The sequence below is a fragment of the Sphingomonas sp. TREG-RG-20F-R18-01 genome (genome assembly GCF_022662475.1).
GTDB lineage: Bacteria > Pseudomonadota > Alphaproteobacteria > Sphingomonadales > Sphingomonadaceae > Sphingomonas.
In genome coordinates, this window is record NZ_JAKNQQ010000002.1 from 1 (window position 1) to 18420 (window position 18420).

General features: G+C 67.4%; 20 protein-coding genes. 8 read left to right on the plus strand and 12 right to left on the minus strand.

All coding sequences use genetic code 11. The features are described 5' to 3' along the window. Positions 1-182 precede the first annotated feature (182 nt). Positions 183-1712 carry a lipopolysaccharide biosynthesis protein gene (locus L8K25_RS05475; RefSeq protein ID WP_242137906.1) on the plus strand — a complete coding sequence of 510 codons (1530 nt, stop codon included), beginning with the start codon at positions 183-185 and terminating at the stop codon, positions 1710-1712. Between the two features lie 166 nt (positions 1713-1878). Here the strand turns inward: L8K25_RS05475 and L8K25_RS05480 are convergent, their stop codons facing one another. After that, positions 1879-2307, minus strand: a complete 429-nt coding sequence (locus tag L8K25_RS05480; RefSeq protein WP_242137907.1) for a CBS domain-containing protein — start codon at positions 2305-2307, stop codon at positions 1879-1881. Between the two features lie 74 nt (positions 2308-2381). On the opposite strand from L8K25_RS05480, the gene L8K25_RS05485 reads away from it, so the two are divergent. After that, positions 2382-2657, plus strand: coding sequence for a hypothetical protein (locus L8K25_RS05485; RefSeq protein WP_242137908.1), 276 nt, complete (start codon positions 2382-2384; stop codon positions 2655-2657). Between the two features lie 57 nt (positions 2658-2714). Here the strand turns inward: L8K25_RS05485 and L8K25_RS05490 are convergent, their stop codons facing one another. From L8K25_RS05490 to hisS, 5 genes are all read right to left on the minus strand, one after another. Continuing rightward, positions 2715-3848, minus strand: a complete 1134-nt coding sequence (locus L8K25_RS05490) for a DUF4167 domain-containing protein (RefSeq protein ID WP_242137909.1) — start codon at positions 3846-3848, stop codon at positions 2715-2717. A 256-nt stretch (positions 3849-4104) separates the two neighbouring features. Continuing rightward, positions 4105-4923, minus strand: a complete 819-nt coding sequence (gene prmC, locus L8K25_RS05495) for a peptide chain release factor N(5)-glutamine methyltransferase (protein WP_242138705.1) — start codon at positions 4921-4923, stop codon at positions 4105-4107. Positions 4924-5452: 529 nt separating this feature from the next. Then, the gene (prfA, locus tag L8K25_RS05500) at positions 5453-6526 is read right to left on the minus strand and encodes a peptide chain release factor 1 (protein ID WP_242137910.1); all 1074 of its coding nucleotides are present in this window, start codon (positions 6524-6526) and stop codon (positions 5453-5455) included. Continuing rightward, the gene (locus L8K25_RS05505; RefSeq protein ID WP_242137911.1) at positions 6523-6708 is read right to left on the minus strand and encodes a hypothetical protein; all 186 of its coding nucleotides are present in this window, start codon (positions 6706-6708) and stop codon (positions 6523-6525) included. Before L8K25_RS05505 ends, prfA begins: the two co-directional genes overlap by 4 nt. Beyond that, a complete protein-coding gene (hisS, locus tag L8K25_RS05510) occupies positions 6705-7949 on the minus strand; it encodes a histidine--tRNA ligase (RefSeq protein ID WP_242137912.1) in 1245 nt (414 codons plus the stop codon). Before hisS ends, L8K25_RS05505 begins: the two co-directional genes overlap by 4 nt. 238 nt (positions 7950-8187) lie before the next feature. Between hisS and L8K25_RS05515 the strand changes: the two genes are divergently transcribed. The 4 genes from L8K25_RS05515 (at position 8188) to ppa (ending at position 12336) form a co-directional block, all read left to right on the plus strand. Continuing rightward, positions 8188-9015, plus strand: coding sequence for a sulfite exporter TauE/SafE family protein (locus L8K25_RS05515; protein WP_242137913.1), 828 nt, complete (start codon positions 8188-8190; stop codon positions 9013-9015). Positions 9016-9059: 44 nt separating this feature from the next. Then, positions 9060-9716: a DUF1345 domain-containing protein gene (locus L8K25_RS05520; protein WP_242137914.1), complete on the plus strand. Its 657-nt coding sequence runs from the start codon at positions 9060-9062 to the stop codon at positions 9714-9716. An 81-nt stretch (positions 9717-9797) separates the two neighbouring features. Further along, on the plus strand, positions 9798-11705 hold the full coding sequence (locus tag L8K25_RS05525) for a peptidase M61 (RefSeq protein ID WP_242137915.1): 1908 nt from the start codon (positions 9798-9800) through the stop codon (positions 11703-11705). Positions 11706-11763: 58 nt separating this feature from the next. Beyond that, a complete protein-coding gene (gene ppa / locus L8K25_RS05530) occupies positions 11764-12336 on the plus strand; it encodes an inorganic diphosphatase (protein ID WP_242137916.1) in 573 nt (190 codons plus the stop codon). 227 nt (positions 12337-12563) lie between these two features. On the opposite strand, the gene L8K25_RS05535 is transcribed toward ppa, so the two are convergent. Genes L8K25_RS05535 through ispG form a run of 6 tightly spaced genes read right to left on the minus strand, consistent with a single transcriptional unit; the run spans position 12564 to position 16192 of the window. Continuing rightward, a complete protein-coding gene (locus L8K25_RS05535; protein ID WP_242137917.1) occupies positions 12564-12920 on the minus strand; it encodes a TfoX/Sxy family protein in 357 nt (118 codons plus the stop codon). Continuing rightward, the gene (locus tag L8K25_RS05540; RefSeq protein ID WP_010161679.1) at positions 12920-13399 is read right to left on the minus strand and encodes a GNAT family N-acetyltransferase; all 480 of its coding nucleotides are present in this window, start codon (positions 13397-13399) and stop codon (positions 12920-12922) included. Before L8K25_RS05540 ends, L8K25_RS05535 begins: the two co-directional genes overlap by 1 nt. Further along, positions 13396-14289: a DMT family transporter gene (locus L8K25_RS05545; protein ID WP_242137918.1), complete on the minus strand. Its 894-nt coding sequence runs from the start codon at positions 14287-14289 to the stop codon at positions 13396-13398. Before L8K25_RS05545 ends, L8K25_RS05540 begins: the two co-directional genes overlap by 4 nt. A 53-nt stretch (positions 14290-14342) precedes the next feature. Then, on the minus strand, positions 14343-14708 hold the full coding sequence (locus L8K25_RS05550) for a type II toxin-antitoxin system VapC family toxin (RefSeq protein ID WP_242137919.1): 366 nt from the start codon (positions 14706-14708) through the stop codon (positions 14343-14345). An 8-nt stretch (positions 14709-14716) separates the two neighbouring features. Continuing rightward, positions 14717-15013 carry an AbrB/MazE/SpoVT family DNA-binding domain-containing protein gene (locus tag L8K25_RS05555; protein WP_242137920.1) on the minus strand — a complete coding sequence of 99 codons (297 nt, stop codon included), beginning with the start codon at positions 15011-15013 and terminating at the stop codon, positions 14717-14719. Positions 15014-15049: 36 nt separating this feature from the next. Then, positions 15050-16192 (minus strand): flavodoxin-dependent (E)-4-hydroxy-3-methylbut-2-enyl-diphosphate synthase, encoded by a 1143-nt coding sequence (gene ispG, locus L8K25_RS05560; protein WP_242137921.1) that lies wholly within the window; start codon positions 16190-16192, stop codon positions 15050-15052. Positions 16193-16324: 132 nt separating this feature from the next. On the opposite strand from ispG, the gene L8K25_RS05565 reads away from it, so the two are divergent. Together L8K25_RS05565 and L8K25_RS05570 are read left to right on the plus strand one after the other, a co-directional pair. Beyond that, positions 16325-17467: an acyltransferase family protein gene (locus L8K25_RS05565; protein WP_242137922.1), complete on the plus strand. Its 1143-nt coding sequence runs from the start codon at positions 16325-16327 to the stop codon at positions 17465-17467. Beyond that, on the plus strand, positions 17464-18375 hold the full coding sequence (locus L8K25_RS05570) for an isoaspartyl peptidase/L-asparaginase (RefSeq protein WP_242137923.1): 912 nt from the start codon (positions 17464-17466) through the stop codon (positions 18373-18375). The genes L8K25_RS05565 and L8K25_RS05570 overlap by 4 nt, the downstream gene beginning before the upstream one ends. The last annotated feature ends 45 nt before the right edge of the window (positions 18376-18420 follow it).

Below are 18420 nucleotides of genomic sequence, written 5' to 3' on the forward strand. Positions count from 1 at the left end.
ACGCCGAGGATCTGGTGACTGCAGAAGCGAACCGTCCGGTCCGTCGCTGCGGTGACACCCCTCTAGGCAGGGCCGTTGATTCGGTCAAACGCTTTTTTGCACTTTTCTTTCAATCGCGCGTCAAACCCGCGGAAACACTGGAACTCAGGGCTCCTTAAGGCTTTGCCGCTAGCAGGTGCAGGATGGCCTCCTCGACCGAATCTCCTTCCCGTCCGTCCGACTCGCTGGCCAATCAGGTCCGCAACGCCGTGATCTGGCGGTCGGGCAGCCAGATCCTCGCGCAGCTGGTGCAATGGGCCTCGACCTTCCTCGTGATTCGGCTGCTCGATCCGCACGATTACGGTCTGTTCGCGATGACCGGGGTCGTGCTGGTCTTCCTCAACATGCTCAACGGCTATGGGCTCGCCAGCGGGTTAATCCAGCAACGCGTGGTGACGCCGCTCGCGATTCGCCAGCTGTTCGGGATGCTGCTGCTGCTCAACGCCGGGCTCGCAACGCTGCAGTGCCTGATACTCGCCCCCGCCGCGGCGGCCTATTATCGCCAGCCGGTCGTCGCCGACATGCTGCGCGTCCAGGCGCTGCTCTATCTGACGACCCCCTTCATTGCGCTCCCTTATGCATTGCTGTCCCGCGCGATGGATTTCCGGATGCAGGCGCGCGCCAACATCGTCGCGTCGGTCGCCGCAGCCGGGGCAGCGCTCGCCGGTGCGCTCGCCGGGCTGGGGGTATGGACGCTGGTGCTCGCGCCGATCGTGCTGTTCACGGTCCGCGCGATCGGCATGACGATCGCGGCGCGCTCGCTGGTGTGGCCGAGCTTCGACTTCCGGGGAGCGGGGACGCTCGCGCGCTATGGCGGCGTCATGGCGGTCGGCCAGCTGTTCTGGTTCGCGCAGAGCCAGGCCGACGTGTTCATCGCCGGGCGCAATTTCACGCCGTACAGTCTGGGCCTCTATACCGAGGCGCTGTTCCTCACCCAGATCTTCGTGTCGAAGATCGTCCCCCCGCTCAACGAGGTCGCCTTCTCGGCCTATGCCCGGATCCAGCACGACCGTGCCGCGGTCGCCGTGGCGTTCACGCGGAGCGTGCGGATCATCATGCTCGCCGCGCTCCCCTTCTATTTCGGGTTGGCGGTCGTGGCCGAACCGCTGGTGGTGACGGTGATGGGCGACAAATGGCGCGAGACCGCGCCGGTGGTGCACCTGCTTGCGCTCGCCATGCCATTCATGACGCTGCAGGTGCTGCTGCAACCCGCGTGCGATGCCTGCGGACGTCCGGGGATCGGGGTGCGCAACGGTGCCTTTGGCGCGCTGATGCTCGCGATCGGGTTCCTGGTCGGGGTGCGTTATGGGCCCACCGGGCTCGCGGTCGCGTGGATCTGTGCCTATCCGGTGTATCTGGGATTCAGCCTGTGGCGATCGCTGCCGGTGATCGGCGCATCGCTTCGGGCGGTCGCTCTGGCGATCGCACCGGCGCTGGTCGCGGCGACCGCGATGGCGCTGGGCGTGCTCCTGGTCGACTCGCTGCTCCCCGCGATGGCGCCTTTCGCAAGAGTGCTGAGCCTGGTGGCGAGTGGCCTGGCGCTATACGCCGGGTGGCTCGGTCTGTTTGCGCGCGGGGTGTTGCGTGAGGTGCGCGATACGATCCGCAAGACGCCCCAGGAACGCGCGGAAAGCGATGCCACTTCTGCGGTGAACGTCGCGATCGGGACATGAACCGCCGTCACCGCGGCGAAGGCATGGTTTCCACCGAACCATCGGCGTTCTCCCGCGACCGCGGGAGTCCGGGAGTCGCGCGATCCATAGCCGTTTTGCGCCGTGGCCCTGGATTCCCGCCTTCGCGGGAAAACGGCGAATGACCGGTCGGCAACCCGATGCCGTGTCAGGCGGACTGGATGTAGCTGCGCATCGCCTCGGCGTCCGCCTCGATCCGGTCGATGCGGTATTTGACGAGGTCGCCGATCGATACCATGCCGACGACCCGCTCGCCCTCGACCACCGGCAGATGCCGGATCCGGCGACGAGTCATCAGCGACAGCGCACCGATCACCGCTTCCTCCGGGCCGACGGTGATCGCAGGCGCGGTCATGATGTCGGCGACGGTCCGCGCCAGCGCATCGTTGCCATGCGCGGCGACCGCGTAGATCACGTCGCGTTCGGAAAAGACCCCGACGACGCGCGTGCCTTCCAGCACCGGCACCGCGCCGATCCGACGTTCGGCGAGTAGCGCCACCGCCGCGCGCACGCTCTGATCCGCCGTGACCGAGATGACTTCGCGGCCCTTGCCGCCCAAGATGGCGCTGATCGTCATATCACTCTCCCGCTTCGCTCGTTGGTGAGTCTCGAGGCGCTTGAGAGTTTCACGTTTGCGCGCCAATGGGAAGCATGGCGAAGCGTTCAGGACTCGAGGATCCCGCTTATGCCGCGTTCGCCTGGGCGCGGTATCGTCGGATCCTGGGCTGGATGGGGGTGGTCGCGATCCTGTTCATCGCAGGCGCGATCGGCGTGCTGGATCGGCTGTACGGGCCGCTCGGCTGGGTCGCGATCCTCGCGGTGATCGGCGGGGCGGGCGGTTCGATCATGCTCACCGCGGCGCTGATGGGGCTCGTCTTCCTCAGTTCGGGAAGCGGCCATGATGAATCGATCGACGATCTGGAATAGACGCGGCCGGCAGGCGCGCGGCTGACCGCCCGGACGAGTCCGGGCGGTCATCGTCGGTCAGGCGACCGGGTCGGTCTCGCGCACGATCGGCGGCCGACCGCGGCGACGACGGGGCTTTTCCGCGCCATCGGCATCGGGCTCGTCCGGAACGACCGCCGAGACGTTGAGCGACGGCGGCAGCAGATCGGCCGAGAAGCCGTTGTCCTCGTCCGCGTCCCTGCGCTCGGGCTTGGCGGCGGCGGGCGTTGCCGACGCGTCGCGGCGCGGGCGGCCACGGCCGCGCTTCGGCGGCTCGACCGCGTCGGAGTCGCCCTGGGTCGCGCCGGTCTGGGGCAACAGGCCCGCTTCCGCGCCTACCGGTGCGAGGTCGAGCGTGGGTTCCTCGGTGCGGGGCTCCGACTGGGCGTAGCGATCGTCGGCACCGCGGGGGGTGTCGCCGCGCTGGCGGTCGTACCCGCCCTCGCTTTGGCTGGCACCGTTCTGGCTGGCGCCGTTCTGGCTGCGACGCGGACGATCGTTCTGATCCTCGGTGCCGCGCGCCTCGGCGCTGCCGTTCTGCATCTCGCCATTGGCGCGGTTGCCGCCCCGCTGATAGCCGCGATCGCCGTCGCCACGCGAGTCCTGCCGGGGCTCGTTGCGATTGCCGTCCTGCCGCGTGTCCTGGCGCGCGCCATCCTGACGCCCGCCGTCCTGACGGTAGCTGTCCTGGCGGGGCCCATCCTGGCGGGACCCATCCTGGCGGGACCCATCCTGGCGGGAATTGTCGGAACGATTGCCCTCGGACCGGTTGCCGTCCTGGCGGTAGCCGTTCTGGCCGCCGCGCGGTTGCTCGGCGGGGAGGACGCGTTCGCCCTCGTCCTCGAACTCGGTATCGTCCTCGTCGAGCGTCGCGCCCTGGATGCGCCGCTGGACCGGACCACCATTTTCCTCGATGCGCGCGCGGGTTTCGGCCAGCACGCGGAAGTAATGGTCGGCGAACTGGAGGTAATATTCGACGTTGACGCGGTCGCCCTGCATCTGCGCGTCGCGGGCGAGCGTCTTGTATTTCTCGAGCAGCTGCGCCGCATTGCCGCGGGCGCGATTGTCGATCCGGTTTCCGGTATCGAGACGGCCCGGATTGCCACCACCTTGCGAGCGCTGTTGCTGCCCGCCACGGCCGCGACGGCGACCGGCCTGACGATTGTTGATCAAGTTCTTGTTGTCCTGTCCTTGGAAACCAACCGGGTCGTGCTCCAGAAATATGGATGCAAATGCCCCTTGCGCACCGATCGCCGCCCATCGGCGAAGCGCGCTTGCCAGCGTCGCCGGACCGGGCGACTGCATGACGAAGGGAGCGGGCAACAGCCCATTTTCAACACGTTACGATGAAAATGCGTGCCCCTAGGGGTTGCAATAGCGGTTTGCGGCGCATTCTCCAAGCGGAATATTGGAAAAGCCATGCGATCCGTCAAGCCGCGTGTGTCGCAATCAACGCGCGCGGGTTGCCGCCCAGATCGTGGCGCAGGGCGACATCGAAACCCTCCTGTCCGAGCAATGCGCCGACCGCGTCCGACTGCGTCGCGCCGATCTCGAGGATCGCCGCGCCGCCGGGCGCGAGCAGGGCACCGAGCTGCGGGACGAGCCTGCGATAGTCCGCCAGCCCGTCCGCCCCGGCAAACAGCGCGGCACCGGGTTCGTGCTCCGCGACCTCGCGCGGGAGGTGCTCGACTGTCCCGATATAGGGCGGGTTTGCCAGAATCAGGTCGAAGGTCGCGTCGATCCCGTCCGCCCAGTCGCCCCGCACGAAGCTCGCCCGCTCCGCCATGCCGAGCGTGGCGGCGTTGGTCCGGGCGAAGCCGAGCGCGACGTCCGACTGGTCGATGCCCGCCCCGGTCGCGGCCGGCCATTCCGCAAGCGCTGCGAGCAGCAAAGTCCCGGGACCGGTGCCGAGGTCGAGGATGCGCACGGGCGGTCGCTTCGCGAAATGATCGACCGCGGCGTCGAGCAGCGTCTCGCTGTCCGCGCGGGGGACGAGGACGCCGGGGCCCACCGCCAGCTCGATCGTCCAGAAGCCGCGCGTGCCAGTGATATAGGCGATCGGTTCGTGCGCGAGCCGGCGCGCGAGCAGCGGGGCGAAGGTGTCGGGCACCGCGGCGTCGAGCGCGTAGAGCAACAGCCGCTCGCGCGGGATGGCGAGCGCGTGCGCCATCAGCAGTTCCGCATCAAGCCGCGGGGTTTCACTGAAGGTCGCGAGCGCGGCGGTTGCAGAAACAAGCGCCGCCCTTATTCGCCCCTCCCCTTCAGCGGAGGGGTCGGGGGTGGGGGACGCCTCGCAGAGACCACCGGGGTTGGGTACGCTGGACGGCCCCACCCCAACCCCTCCCCCGAGGGGGAGGGGCTTGCGCGCGGCCTCTTCTTCTCGCCCCTCCCCTTCAGGGGAGGGGATGGGGGTGGGGGAAGCCTCGCAGAGACCACCGGGGTTGGGTACGCTGGACGGCCCCACCCCAACCCCTCCCCCGAGGGGGAGGGGCTCGCGCGCGGCTTCTTCTTCTTCTTGCCCCTCCCCTTCAGGGGAGGGGTCGGGGGTGGGGGACGCCTCGCAGAGACCACCGAGGTCGGGCGCGCTGGACGGCCCCACCCCAACCCCTCCCCCGAGGGGGAGGGGCTTGCGCGCGGCCACTTCTTCTTGCCCCTCCCCTTCAGGGGAGGGGTTGGGGGTGGGGGGAGCCTCGCAGAGACCACCGAGGTCGGGCGCGCCGAACGGCCCCACCCCAACCCCTCCCCTGAAGGGGAGGGGCTTTCCCCCGTTCGCCGGCTCAGCCATCCAGCGACGCCAGCCGCTCCGCTTCGTCCTGCGCGATCAACGCGCCGAGCAATTCTTCCATCTCACCCTGCAGGATCTCCGGCAACCGGTGGAGCGTCAGGTTGATGCGGTGATCGGTGACGCGCCCCTGCGGGAAATTATAGGTGCGAATCCGCTCCGACCGGTCGCCCGACCCGACCATTGATTTGCGCGCCCCCGCGCGTTCGGTGTGGAGCCGCTCGCGCTCGGCCTCGTAGAGGCGCGTGCGCAGGACCTTCATCGCCTTGGCGCGGTTCTTGTGCTGCGACTTTTCGTCCTGCTGGATCACGACCAGCCCGGTCGGGATGTGGACGATCCGCACCGCGGAATCGGTCGTGTTGACCGACTGCCCGCCCGGCCCCGACGAGCGATAGACGTCGATCCGCAGATCCTTGTCGTCGATCTTGACGTCGACCTCTTCCGCCTCGGGCAACACCGCCACCGTCGCTGCAGACGTATGGATCCGCCCCTGTGCTTCGGTCGCGGGGACGCGCTGGACGCGGTGGACGCCGCTTTCGAACTTGAGCTTCGCGAACACGCCCTTGCCCTCGACCGAGGCGATCGCTTCCTTGAAGCCACCGCTTTCGGAGCTGGACGCGGAGATCAGCTCGACCTTCCACCCCTGCCCTTCGGCATAGCGCTGGTACATGCGGAACAGGTCGGCGGCGAACAACGCAGCCTCGTCGCCGCCGGTCCCGGCGCGGATCTCGAGCATCGCGGCGCGTTCGTCTGCAGCATCACGCGGGAGCAACGCGAGCGACAGCGCGCGCTCGGCGTCGGGGAGCGTGCCGCGGATTGCCTCGATCTCCTCGCGCGCCATCGTCTTGATCTCGGGGTCGTCGTCGGCTTCCATGCCCGCGAGCACGCCGAGCTCCGCGCGCAGCCGCCGCACTTCGCCCGCCGCGCGCGCGACGGGTTCGAGCTCGGCATATTCCTTCGACACCGCGACGAAACGGTCGGACGGGAGATCGCCCGTCGCCATCAGCGCGGACAGTTCGTCACGCCGCGCCTCGATCTGCGCGATCCGTTCTGGAGAGATGGAGCTCATGCGGTGCGCATACCCTTCTGCGCTTCCTTTTGCACTTCCCGGGCGACCTTCAGCACTTCCCCGGCGAAGGCCGGGGCCCAGTCGGGATGGCCGACGGAAGCGGGGACAGCCTGAGAAAAATTGCCGTTCCACGACTGGGCCCCGGCCTTCGCCGGGGAAGCAAGTAAGGAAAGCACGATCATGCGCCGACCAACCGCGAGGTCAGTTCCTTGACCGTCTCATGCTCAGCAACATCCGCCGCCGCGCGCGTGCTGAACACCGGCGCATCCGCGTCGAGCCGCAGCCCGACGACGACCTTCGCCCCCAGCTTCGCCGCCTTGTCGAAGCGTTTGCGCGGCGACCCCGTCGCGACCATCTCGGCGGACAGGCCATTCTCGCGGAACAGCTTGAGCGCGCGAAACGCGGTGGACATCGCGCCATCGTCCTCGACCGCGATCACCACATCGATCGTGTCGACCGCAGGCTCCTCGAGCAGCATCGCCAGCCGCTCGATCCCCGCCGCCCAGCCGACGCCGGGCGTGTCCGGCCCGCCGAGCGACCCGACCAGCCCGTCATAGCGCCCGCCCGCGAGCACGGTACCTTGCGCGCCCAGCCGGTCGGTGACGAATTCGAACGCGGTATGGCGGTAATAATCCAACCCCCGCACCAGCCGCGCGTTGCGCGTCCAGGCCACGCCAGCCGCATCCAGGCCCGCCGTCACCGCATCGAAGAAGGCGCGCGCTTCATCCGTCAGATAGGCATCGATATCGGGCGCGCTGTCGGCGACCGGGCGATCGCGCGGATCTTTCGAATCGAGGATGCGCAACGGATTCTTGTCGAGCCGCGCAAGGCTGTCCTCCGACAACACGTCACGGTGCGCTTCGAAATGCGCGACCAGCGCGGCGCGCCACGCATCGCGCGTCTCGGCATCGCCCAGCGTATTGAGCTGCAACGTCACACCATCCGCGATCCCCAGCTCGTGCAGCAACTGGTCCGCGAGCACGAGCAGCTCGACATCGGCGGCAGGCTCGGCCGCGCCGATCACTTCGGCGTCGATCTGGTGGAACTGGCGGAAGCGCCCCTTCTGCGGGCGTTCGTAGCGGAACACCGGCCCGTGCGTCGCGAGTTTCAACGGCGCATATTGCTGCCACCCCTCGGTCAGATAGGCGCGCGCCAGCCCCGCGGTGAATTCGGGCCGCAGCGTCAGCGAATCGCCGCCGCGATCCTCGAACGTGTACATTTCCTTCGAGACGACATCGGTCGTCTCGCCGAGCGACCGCGCGAAAACCGCGGTGCTCTCGAACACCGGGATGTCGACGCGCTGGAAGCAGTACAGCTTGCGCACGCGGTCGAACGCTTCGACCACGCGCGTGAAGCGACGCTGGTCGTCGCCAAAGATGTCCTGCGTGCCGCGGATGCGCTTGGGGGTTTCGATACGAGCCATAACCCGCGATTCTCTAGGCGAGCCCCGCGCCTAGCGCCAGATGCTTGTCGCATGCCGCCGCCGACGGCGCTTGACAGGGTGTTCGCTGCATCGCAGCATCGCGGCAACGGGGGCGACAACAGCCCCTTGCCAGCATCCGCAGGACCGCACCGATCTCGCTTTCGGAAAGGGTTTCCATGCGCCTGCCGCCTCCCCGAATTTCAATGATTTTCCTGGGCCTCGCCAGCGAGCGATCGGCATGAGCGCGCTGATCGCCTGGGCACCCGCCATTGCCGCCATGCTTGCCGCCGGGCTGTTCGCCGGCTTTGCGGCGGGATTGTTCGGGATCGGCGGCGGGTTCGTCGTCGTTCCCGCGATGATCGCGCTGCTCCCGCTGCTCGGCGGGGACCATCGCGAATATACCCATGTCGCGATCGGCACGTCGTTCGCGACGATCGTCGTCACCGCGCTGCGCTCGACCCTGTCGCACGCCAAGCGCGGTGCGGTCGATTTCCAGATCCTCAGGAGCTGGGCGCCGTGGATCGTGGCCGGGGTCGGCATCGGCGTGTTCGTCGCGCAGCGAATGACCGGACAGACGCTGACCTTCATCTTCGCGGGCGGAATCGTGCTGATGTCGATCAACTTCCTCGTGCCCAAACTGGCGCGGCGACAGGTCAGCGACACGATGCCGACCGGCGCCACCCGCGCCGCGATCGCGGGATCGCTCGGGCTGTTCTCCTCGCTGCTCGGAATCGGCGGGGGGACGGTCGCGGTGATCGTGATGACGCTGTGCGGGCGCACGATCCACAAGGCGATCGCGACCGCGGCGGGGTTCGGCTTCATCATCGCGGTGCCGGGGACGATCGGCTGGGTCCTGATCGGTCTCGGCAAGCCGGGGCTGCCAATCGGGTCGCTCGGTTATGTCAACCTGCTCGGCGCGGTGGTGATCACCTCCATGTCGATCCTGACCGCGCCGCTCGGCGTGGCGGCGGCCCATGCGCTCCCGGCCGAGCCGCTCAAGCGCGTGTTCGGGGTGTACCTGCTGTTTATTGCCGGCGTGATGGCAAATCGGGCGCTGCATATGTGACGGGCGGGATTGCGACGGCGCACAACCTCTGCAACACCCCGCCCATGTCTTTCGATGTCGGCAACAAGATTGCTCCGCCCCGGTTCATCCTCTTCACCGTGCTGTTCGTAGCCGGTCTATTGCTCGCGATCCCGCCGCTCGGCTGGGGTCGCGGGACGATGGCGGCGTTCGACGTGGCGGGCACGGTGTTCCTGGTCGCGATCGCTCCGCTGCTCCGTCGCGGCGAGGCGACGCAGATGCGCAAGCAGGCGGCCGCCAACGACGCCAACCGCGCCGGGCTGCTGGTGCTGACCGGGCTGACGATGATCGTCATCCTGACCTCGGTGTTCAAGGAAACGCAGGGCAAGACGAACTTCACGGGCACGCTGCTGATCATCGGGACGCTGGTGGTGGCGTGGCTGTTCTCGAACACGATCTACGCGATGCACTATGCGCATCTGTTCTATTCCGACTGCGACGAAGACGGGAAGGACAGCGGCGGGATCGACTTTCCCAAATGCGACGAACCCGATTATTGGGATTTCCTGTATTTCAGCTTCACGCTCGGAATGACCTTCCAGACCTCCGACGTCGAAGTGTCGTCGCGGCGGGTGCGGCGTACCGTATTGGGCCAGTGCCTTGCCGCGTTCGTCTTCAACATCGGCGTTCTCGCCTTTACGATCAACGTGTTGGGCAGCAGCAGCAGCGGCGGGGGCGGGTGACGGGCTGGACGTACGCCGCCTTGCCAGCTTAAGTCAGTGTAACAGCGTGTCTTCTTCTCCCCTTATCGGAAAGTCCCCTGCATGATCCGTCGCGTCGCGCTCACCGCCGTCTTGCTGTCCACCACCGCGCCGGTGCTGGCGGAGAATTCCAAGCCGCAACCGGTGCCGTTCGTCGACACGATCCCGGCCGCGCAGGACGTCCCCTTCCCCGGCACGATGACGCTCGACATCGACGCGACCGACACCGCGCGTGGCATCTTCACGACGCACGAGACGCTGACCGGCGTGCGCGCGGGGCAGATGGCGTTGCTCTTCCCGAAATGGCTGCCCGGCAACCATTCGCCGACCGGCCAGCTCGACAAGCTCGCCGGGCTGCACATCCGTGCGGGCGGCAAGGAGCTCGCGTGGACGCGCGATCCGGTCGACGTCTACGCCTATCACATCGACGTGCCCGCGGGCGTGAGCAAGCTCGACATCGACCTGCAATTCCTGTCGGCGACGAAGGAAGACCAGGGGTCGATCGTGATGACCCCCAACATGCTGCGGCTCCAGTGGAACTCGATGAGCCTGTATCCGGCGGGCTATTTCACCCGGCAGATCCCGGTGAAGGCGACGGTCAGATATCCGGCCGGATTCACCGCCTCGTCGGGCCTGCCGTCCAGGGCGAGCGGCGCGACCTATTCGTACGAGAAGACCAATTATGAAGTGCTGGTCGATTCACCCGTCCTCGCCGGGCGCTATTACAAGCAATGGGCGCTGAGCCCGCGCGTCAACCTCGACGTCTATGCCGACACCGCCGCCGAGCTCGCCGCGACCCCGGAGCAGATCGCCGCGCACCAGCGGCTCGTCGACCAGGCGGTCAAGCTCTACGGGTCGCAGCATTACGACACCTATGAATTCCTGCTGTCGATCTCGGACCTGATGGGCGGGATCGGGCTCGAGCATCACCGCTCGTCGGAAGACGGCGTGAAGCTCGGCTATTTCACCAAGTGGAACGACGGCCCGGGGCCGCGCAACCTGTTGCCGCACGAATATAATCACAGCTGGGACGGCAAGTTCCGCCGCGGAGCGGACCTGTGGACCCCCGATTATCGCACTCCGATGCGCGGCAGCCTGCTGTGGGTGTATGAAGGGCAGACGCAATTCTGGGGCTATGTGCTCCAGGCGCGGTCGGGAATCGTCTCGAAACAGGACACGCTGGACGGCTATGCGATGATCCTCGCCAGCCTCGACAACCGTCCTGCGCGCGACTGGCGCGACATGGTCGACACCACCAACGATCCCGTCATCTCGCAGCGTCGCCCCAAGGGCTGGCTGAGCTACCAGCGGTCGGAAGACTATTACAACGAGGGGCTGCTGGTGTGGATGGAGGTCGACTCGATCCTGCGCCGCCAGTCGGGCGGCAAGAAGTCGATCGACGATTTCGGCCGCGCGTTCTTCGGGTTGACCGATGGCGATTATGGCGAAGTCACCTACACGTTCGACGATGTCGTCAAGACGCTCCAGGCGATCCAGCCGTACGACTGGGCCGGGTTGCTGACCAAGCGCCTGACCGAGACCGGCGCGCGCGCGCCGATCTCCGGGTTCGCGGCGAACGGCTACACGCTCGTCTATACCGACACCCCGACGCTGACCTTCAAGAACGGCGAGGCGACGCGCAAGACGACCGACCTGACCTATTCGATCGGCACCTCGCTCAACAAGGACGGCGGCGTGACGGGCGTGGGCTGGGACAGCCCGGCGTTCAAGGCGGGCATCACCGTCGGCGACAGCATCGTCGCGGTCAACGGCACGACCTATTCGGACAGCGTACTGAAAGCCGCGATCACCGCCGCCAAGACCGGCAAGGCGCCGATCACGCTGCTCATCAAGGCGAACGACTCGATCACGCCGGTCAATCTCGAGTATCACGGTGGGCTGCGCTATCCGCGGCTTGAGAAGAGTGGGACGGGCGAAGGCGGTCTGGATCGCCTGCTGATGCCCCGCTAAGGCAGACCGGCGTTTTTCCTTTCGTACTCATTCAAATCAAGCAGACAGGACGACCCAAATGCGCATCGACATGATCCCGGTCGGGAAGAGCCCGCCCGACGACCTCAACGTCATCATCGAGGTTCCCACCGGCGGCGAGCCGGTCAAGTACGAGTTCGACAAGGCGAGCGGCGCGCTGTTCGTCGACCGTATCCTCCACACGCCGATGCGCTACCCGGCGAACTACGGCTTCGTGCCGCACACGCTGTCGCCCGATGGCGATCCGCTCGACGCGCTGGTCGTCGCGCGCTCGCCGTTCATCCCGGGCTGCGTCGTCCGTGCGCGGCCGATCGCGGTGCTCAACCTCGAGGACGAAGCCGGCGGCGACGAGAAGCTCGTATGCGTGCCGGTCGACTCGACCTTCCCTTATTATTCGAACGTCAACGAGCGTGGCGACATGCCCGAGATCGTGTTCGAGCAGATCGAGCATTTCTTCACCCACTATAAGGACCTGGAAAAGAAGAAGTGGGTTCGCGTCGGCAAGTGGGGCGACCGCGAGGAAGCGCGCAAGGTCGTGATCGAGGCGATCGAGCGGTATGAGCAAGCCAAGAAGGCCGGCGATCCGGCCCCGGGCATGGACGTCGACGCCTGACACACGCGCCCGTGCGTGCGCGCACGGGCGATATCCCCGTCACCCCGGCGCAGGCGAAATCTTTGCGAACGTCGGGGTACGGACCTGCCATTTGCCGTTTTCCCGCGAAGGCGGGAATCCAGAGCCAAGCAAGACAACGGCCTACCGTTCTCGCAACTCCTGGACTCCCGCCTCCGCGGGAGAACAGCTACGGTTTTGCAGAGGCCATGCGCAGGCCGGGGTGACGGTCATTTCGCGGTTTTCTTCCGCTTCACCGGTGCCCGCATTCCCGCCGCAACCCCGAGCAGCGCCCATTCGCGCAACGTATCGGCATCGTCGTACACATCGTCCGGTGCGCGGCGATAGTTCATCGTGCCCGTCCGCCCTTCCCCCATTTCGAAGCTGAAGCGCGCGCACCCGGCGGCATCCCAGGCCGCGTCGCTCGTCGCATCCGCCTTGAACCACAGCAGGTCATTGGCCACGATCCCGAAGATCGTCCCGTCGAGATACAGCGTCGCGCCGCCCATCATCGCGCGCTTCGTCACGCCGCCGACCGGCGCGAGCGCCTCCTCGACCCAGGCGATCAGTCCCGGGTCGACCGCCATCAGGCCTTGTCCGCGAGCGTCGCGAGCGCGTCGCCGGTGACGCGGTACACCGTCCATTCCTCCATCGGCAGCGCGCCGACCGAGCGGTAAAAGGCGATCGCCTTCTCGTTCCAGTCGAGCACCGACCATTCGAACCGCGTGCAGCCGCGCTCGACCGCCAGCGCGGCGAGATGCTTCAGCAACGCCTTGCCGACGCCGCTCCCGCGCGCCTCGGGGGTAACGTAGAGATCCTCGAGATACAGCCCGCGCCACCCGGTCCAGGTCGAGAAATTGTGGAAGAACAGCGCCATCCCGACCGGCGTCCCGTCGAGCGACGCGATCGCCGCTTCCGCCGCGGGATGCGCGCCGAACAACGCGTCGTGGAGCAGCGGCTCGGTCGCGACGACCTTGTCGGCGGCGCGCTCGAATTCGGCGAGTTCGCGGACGAAATGCAGGATCAACGCGACATCGTCGGCGGTGGCGGGGCGGATTTCGATCATGCGGCGGCCTCGGTCTGGGGTGCGCGAGCGGCGGTGCCGCGGATCGCGAAAACGCACCCCGCGATGATCAGTGCCGCCCCCGCCACGGTATAGGCCGACACCCGCTCGTCGAACACCCACCAGCCGAACATCCCCGCCCAGACGAACGCGGTATATTCGACCGGCGCGAGCACTTGCGCCTCGGCATGGCTGTACGCCCACGCCAGCGCGATCGCGGAGATCGACCCGAGCACCGCCGCGCCGCCGATCGCGGAGAGCTGCGCCACGCTCGGGACCGCGGCGAACCACCACGCGCCGACGAGCAACAGCCCGGTGAGCACGATGCTGGTGAACAAGGCAACCTCGAGCGGATCGGCGACCTGCGCCTGTTGCCGCAGCAGGATCAGCGAGTAAGCGTAGAAGATCGACGCCGCGAAGATCGCGAGCGAGCCGAGCACATGCGCGGTCGAGGCATGCGCCTGCACCTCCCCCGCCGCGATCGCGAGCACGCCGAGGCTCGCGATCACCGAACCGAGGATCGCCGCGCGCCGGATCGTCTCGCCGAGCAGGACGGCGGCGAAGAACAAGGCGATCAGCGGGGCAAGAAAGGTCAGCGCGACGCCCTGCGCCATCGGCACGCGCACCAGCCCCCAGAAGAACAGCAGCACCGAGATCCCGCCGGTCGCCCCGCGCAGCGCATGGAGTTTCAACGCCGCCCGCCCCGGGAAGGCCCGGCGCTTGAGCAGGAACACCGTACCGAGCAGCATGACCCCGACGAACGAGCGCCACAGCACCGCGCTATACGCGCCGCTGGTGATGCTGAGCCCCTTCATCAGGACGTCCATCGCCGAATAGGTCGCGATCCCCATCGCGGCGACGGAGAAAGCCAATGAGGAGGAAACAGGCCGCATCGCTGCCCCATAGCGAGGAGCGCCACCAACGTCACGCATGGCGCAGAAGCGGGCTACCGGATCATGCGGATATCGACTCCGATATCGAGGTCGACCCATGCGCGATCTGCAGAAACGACCGGCAGCGCGGAAGCAAGCGCGAGCGACAGGCACGCACGATCGGCAAACGAGTCATTCTTGCCGACCCGGGGCTTGAGATCGGCCGCCAGGCGCGCCTGATGCTGATCGAACGGAACGATGTCGATCTTCAGTTCGGTGAGTGTCGGCAGTACCGCGTCGCAGGTGCCCGTCCTGCGTGCGATCTTCTCAAGAATTTCGGTGAGATTGACCGTGGAGAGCCGTGCGCCACGTGCCGAGGCGGTCGCCACGTCCGCGCCACGTTCCCCAAAGAGGATCGCAAGGACCGCGGACGCATCCATAACCACGCTCATTGCGCCGGATGCGACCGCAGCCATTCTTCGAGGTCGGCCTCTTCGCGTGCGGCTTCCGCCCGCCGTTCCGCGAGTAGTTCATCGACCATGCTGCCGCTATAGTCGGGCGGCAGCATCGCGCGAAACGTACGCTGCACCTCTTTGACGATCTGCGCGTAGGTCTTGACGATCAAGCCGCCATCCTCCGCCCGTTCGATCACCAGCGAGTCGCCTTCCTTGATTCCCAATTCTGTAAGGAGTTCCGGAGGGATGGCGATCGTACCGCCAGCGATTACTTTGGCATGGTAGGTCATGGTGGGTCCTCCAGGACCCACCAGATACCACAGGACCTATTCCGCCGCCACGGGCACCGGCACCGCCGCCGCCAGCGCCGCGTCGTGCGCCTCGATCGCCGCGGCCTTGTCTTCGACCAGCTTGACGATGTGCTCGAGCATGTCCTCGCTGTTGACCGTGTGATCGGTCACGCCCGACAGATACACCATGTGCTTGCCGTTGCCGCCACCGGTCAGCCCGATGTCGGTCTCGCGCGCTTCACCCGGACCGTTGACGACGCATCCGAGCACCGACAGCGACATCGGCGTGCGGATATGCTGGAGCCGCTCCTCGAGCGCCTGCACGGTGCGGATCACGTCAAACCCCTGCCGCGCGCACGACGGGCACGACACGACGCGCACACCGCGGTTGCGGATGCCGAGCGCCTTCAAAATCTCGAACCCGACACGCACTTCGTCCTCGGGCTCGGCCGAGAGCGAGACGCGGATCGTGTCGCCGATCCCGGCCCACAGCAGCGAGCCGATTCCGATCGACGACTTGACCGTCCCGCCGACGAACCCGCCCGCCTCGGTGATGCCGAGATGCAGCGGGCAATCGACCTGCTCCGCCAGCTGGTGATAGGCCGCGACCGCGAGGAAGAAGTCGGACGCCTTCACCGCGACCTTGAACTCGTGGAAATCATGGTCCTGCAGGATCTTGATGTGATCCATCGCGGATTCGACCAGCGCATCCGGGCACGGCTCGCCGTACTTCTCGAGCAGATGCTTCTCGAGCGAACCGCCGTTGACGCCGATCCGGATCGCGCAGCCGTTCGACTTGGCCGCATCGATCACTTCGCGGACGCGCGACGCCGAGCCGATGTTGCCCGGGTTGATCCGCAGGCACGCCGCGCCAGCGTCCGCTGCTTCGAGCGCGCGCTTATAATGGAAATGGATGTCCGCGATGATCGGCACGCGGCTCGCGCGGACGATCTGCTTCAACGCGGCGGTGCTCTCGACGTCGGGGCAGGAGACGCGGATCAGATCGACGCCGGCGTCCTCGCAGCGGCGGATCTGGTCGATCGTCGCGCGCGGATCGCTGGTCGGGGTGTTGGTCATCGTCTGGACGGTGACCGGCGCGTCGCCGCCCACCGGCACGTTGCCGACCATGATCTGGCGGGACTGACGGCGCATGATATCGCGCCACGGACGTAGGGACATGGGGGGAATTTCCTTCGCTGCGGGGCCGATATAGCGTCTCGATCGCCGAACGGGAACCTTTTGCCGCGCGAAAGCGTGGGCGCTCGCCCGGTCGCGCTGGCCAAAGCGCGATCATCGGCTAAGGGAAGCGCGATGGAACGGCATTATGGTCTGGACTGGCTGCGAATCGGCGCGTTCGGCCTGCTCATCTTCTACCATATCGGCATGGTGTTCGTCCCCTGGGGCTATCACGCAAAGACCGCGCACACGATTCCCTGGGTGGTGATCCCGATGCTCGCGCTCAACAGCTGGCGGTTGCTGCTGCTGTTCGTCGTTTCGGGCTATGCCAGCCGCGCACTGCTCGCACGCGGGCACGGCGCGGGGCGGTTCGCCCGCAACCGGACGTGGCGGCTGCTCCTCCCGTTGCTGTTCGGCGTGCTGGTCGTCGTGCCGATCCAGCCGTGGATCGAGCTGACCACGCAGCGCGGTTACGCCCATGATTTCGGCTATTTCCTGCTCCACGACTATTTCCGCTTCGCGCGCGTGCGCGGGCTGCCGCTGCCGACGTGGCAGCATCTGTGGTTCGTCGGCTACCTCTGGCTGTACACGATGCTGCTGGTGGTGGGGGTCGCGCTGGTCGGGCGGCGGAGCCTGCAGCCAGCGTTCGACCGGGTGTTCGGGTCGGTGCTGGTGTGGCTGCTGCCGATGGCGTGGCTCGTGCTGGTCAGCGCGTGGCTGTTCCCGGGGATCGGACCGACCAACGACCTCGTCCGCGACAGCGTGTCGCACGCGCAATATCTCCCCGGCTTCCTGTTCGGCTTCGCGCTCGCGGGCTCGCCCGCGGCACTCGCGGCGATCCATCGCTGGTGGCTCGCGGCGCTGATCGTGGCAGTCGCGAGCTACGCGGTCGCCGCCGCGATCGAGCTGCGCTGGCCCGGCGGACGTATGCCCGGCTGGCCCTATGGCACGCTGTTCGCGGTGTCGCGCGCGGTACAGGGGTGGAGCACGGTCATCGCGCTGATCGCGCTGGCCGATCGCTACCTCAATTTCGACCGGCGCTGGCGGCGGACGCTGACCGAGGCGGTGTTCCCCTTCTACATCATCCACCAGACGATCATCGTCGGAGTCGAGGGCGCGCTGCTGCCGTTCGGCCTGTCGCCGCTTGCCGAATTCGCGCTACTGGTCGTCGCGACGATCGGTGGTTGCTGGCTGTTTTACCTGATCGGGCGCGAGATCGGCTGGCTGCGGCCGCTGATCGGGCTGCGCCCCTTCCCGCACAAGGAACATACGACATGAGCTGGACCCTGATGCTCCACGGCGGTGCCGGGCAAATGACGCGCGATACGCTGACGCCCGAGCAGGTCGCGGGGGCCGAGGCCGCTCTGGGGCGTGCGCTCGATGCCGGCGCGGCAGTGCTCGCGGGCGACGGCAGCGCGCTGGATGCGGTCGAGGCGGCGGTGCGCGTGCTCGAGGACGATCCGCACTTCAATTCGGGGCGCGGGGCCGCGCTGACGCACGACGGAATCGCCGAACTCGACGCCGCGATCATGGACGGGCGCGACCGGGGCGCCGGGTCGGTCGCGGGCGTCACTGCGACGCGCAATCCCGTCTCGCTCGCGCGCGCAGTGATGGAGCACAGTCCGCACGTCCTTCTCAGCGGCGAAGGCGCGGATACTTTCGCGCGCGAGCAAGGCTGCGAACCCGCGACGCAGGACTGGCTCGTCCTCCCCGAACGCCGCGCGCAATTGGAGGAAATGCTCGCGGGCGGCGGCAAGTTCGACGTCGACATGAAATACGGCACCGTCGGTGCAGTCGCGTGCGATTCGCACGGCCATGTGGCCGCCGCCACCTCGACCGGCGGCGTGACCGGCAAACGCTGGGGCCGGATCGGCGATTCCCCGCTGATCGGCGCGGGCACCTATGCCGACGATCGCGCGGGCGCGATTTCGTGCACTGGCTCGGGCGAATTCTTCATCCGCGTCGGCGTCGCGCACGAAATCTGCGCGCGCGCGCGAATCGGCGGGGAGCCGGTGGCCGACGCGGCAAAGGCGGTGCTCGACGAAGTCCGCGCGATGGGCGGCACCGGCGGCGTGATCGTCGCCGCGCCGGATGGCACCGCGGCATGGCATTTCACCACCCCCGGCATGTACCGGGCGCGGCTTTCGTCCGAGGGCGGGCGCGAGATCGGGGTGTTCGCGGACTGACACACACAGTGGCGCGCCCTCCGCCAAGGCGCTACAGCGCGCGCC

What these genes read in the sequence shown, in the direction of transcription:
- L8K25_RS05475 (WP_242137906.1), top strand. Translation starts at nt 183, where the DNA reads ATGGCCTCCTCGACCGAATCTCCTTCCCGTCCGTCCGACTCGCTGGCC.
- L8K25_RS05480 (WP_242137907.1), bottom strand. Translation starts at nt 2,307, where the DNA reads ATGACGATCAGCGCCATCTTGGGCGGCAAGGGCCGCGAAGTCATCTCG.
- L8K25_RS05485 (WP_242137908.1), top strand. Translation starts at nt 2,382, where the DNA reads ATGGCGAAGCGTTCAGGACTCGAGGATCCCGCTTATGCCGCGTTCGCC.
- prfA (WP_242137910.1), bottom strand. Translation starts at nt 6,526, where the DNA reads ATGAGCTCCATCTCTCCAGAACGGATCGCGCAGATCGAGGCGCGGCGT.
- L8K25_RS05505 (WP_242137911.1), bottom strand. Translation starts at nt 6,708, where the DNA reads ATGATCGTGCTTTCCTTACTTGCTTCCCCGGCGAAGGCCGGGGCCCAG.
- hisS (WP_242137912.1), bottom strand. Translation starts at nt 7,949, where the DNA reads ATGGCTCGTATCGAAACCCCCAAGCGCATCCGCGGCACGCAGGACATC.
- L8K25_RS05515 (WP_242137913.1), top strand. Translation starts at nt 8,188, where the DNA reads ATGAGCGCGCTGATCGCCTGGGCACCCGCCATTGCCGCCATGCTTGCC.
- L8K25_RS05520 (WP_242137914.1), top strand. Translation starts at nt 9,060, where the DNA reads ATGTCTTTCGATGTCGGCAACAAGATTGCTCCGCCCCGGTTCATCCTC.
- L8K25_RS05525 (WP_242137915.1), top strand. Translation starts at nt 9,798, where the DNA reads ATGATCCGTCGCGTCGCGCTCACCGCCGTCTTGCTGTCCACCACCGCG.
- ppa (WP_242137916.1), top strand. Translation starts at nt 11,764, where the DNA reads ATGCGCATCGACATGATCCCGGTCGGGAAGAGCCCGCCCGACGACCTC.
- L8K25_RS05535 (WP_242137917.1), bottom strand. Translation starts at nt 12,920, where the DNA reads ATGGCGGTCGACCCGGGACTGATCGCCTGGGTCGAGGAGGCGCTCGCG.
- L8K25_RS05540 (WP_010161679.1), bottom strand. Translation starts at nt 13,399, where the DNA reads ATGATCGAAATCCGCCCCGCCACCGCCGACGATGTCGCGTTGATCCTG.
- L8K25_RS05545 (WP_242137918.1), bottom strand. Translation starts at nt 14,289, where the DNA reads ATGCGGCCTGTTTCCTCCTCATTGGCTTTCTCCGTCGCCGCGATGGGG.
- L8K25_RS05550 (WP_242137919.1), bottom strand. Translation starts at nt 14,708, where the DNA reads ATGGATGCGTCCGCGGTCCTTGCGATCCTCTTTGGGGAACGTGGCGCG.
- L8K25_RS05555 (WP_242137920.1), bottom strand. Translation starts at nt 15,013, where the DNA reads ATGACCTACCATGCCAAAGTAATCGCTGGCGGTACGATCGCCATCCCT.
- ispG (WP_242137921.1), bottom strand. Translation starts at nt 16,192, where the DNA reads ATGTCCCTACGTCCGTGGCGCGATATCATGCGCCGTCAGTCCCGCCAG.
- L8K25_RS05565 (WP_242137922.1), top strand. Translation starts at nt 16,325, where the DNA reads ATGGAACGGCATTATGGTCTGGACTGGCTGCGAATCGGCGCGTTCGGC.
- L8K25_RS05570 (WP_242137923.1), top strand. Translation starts at nt 17,464, where the DNA reads ATGAGCTGGACCCTGATGCTCCACGGCGGTGCCGGGCAAATGACGCGC.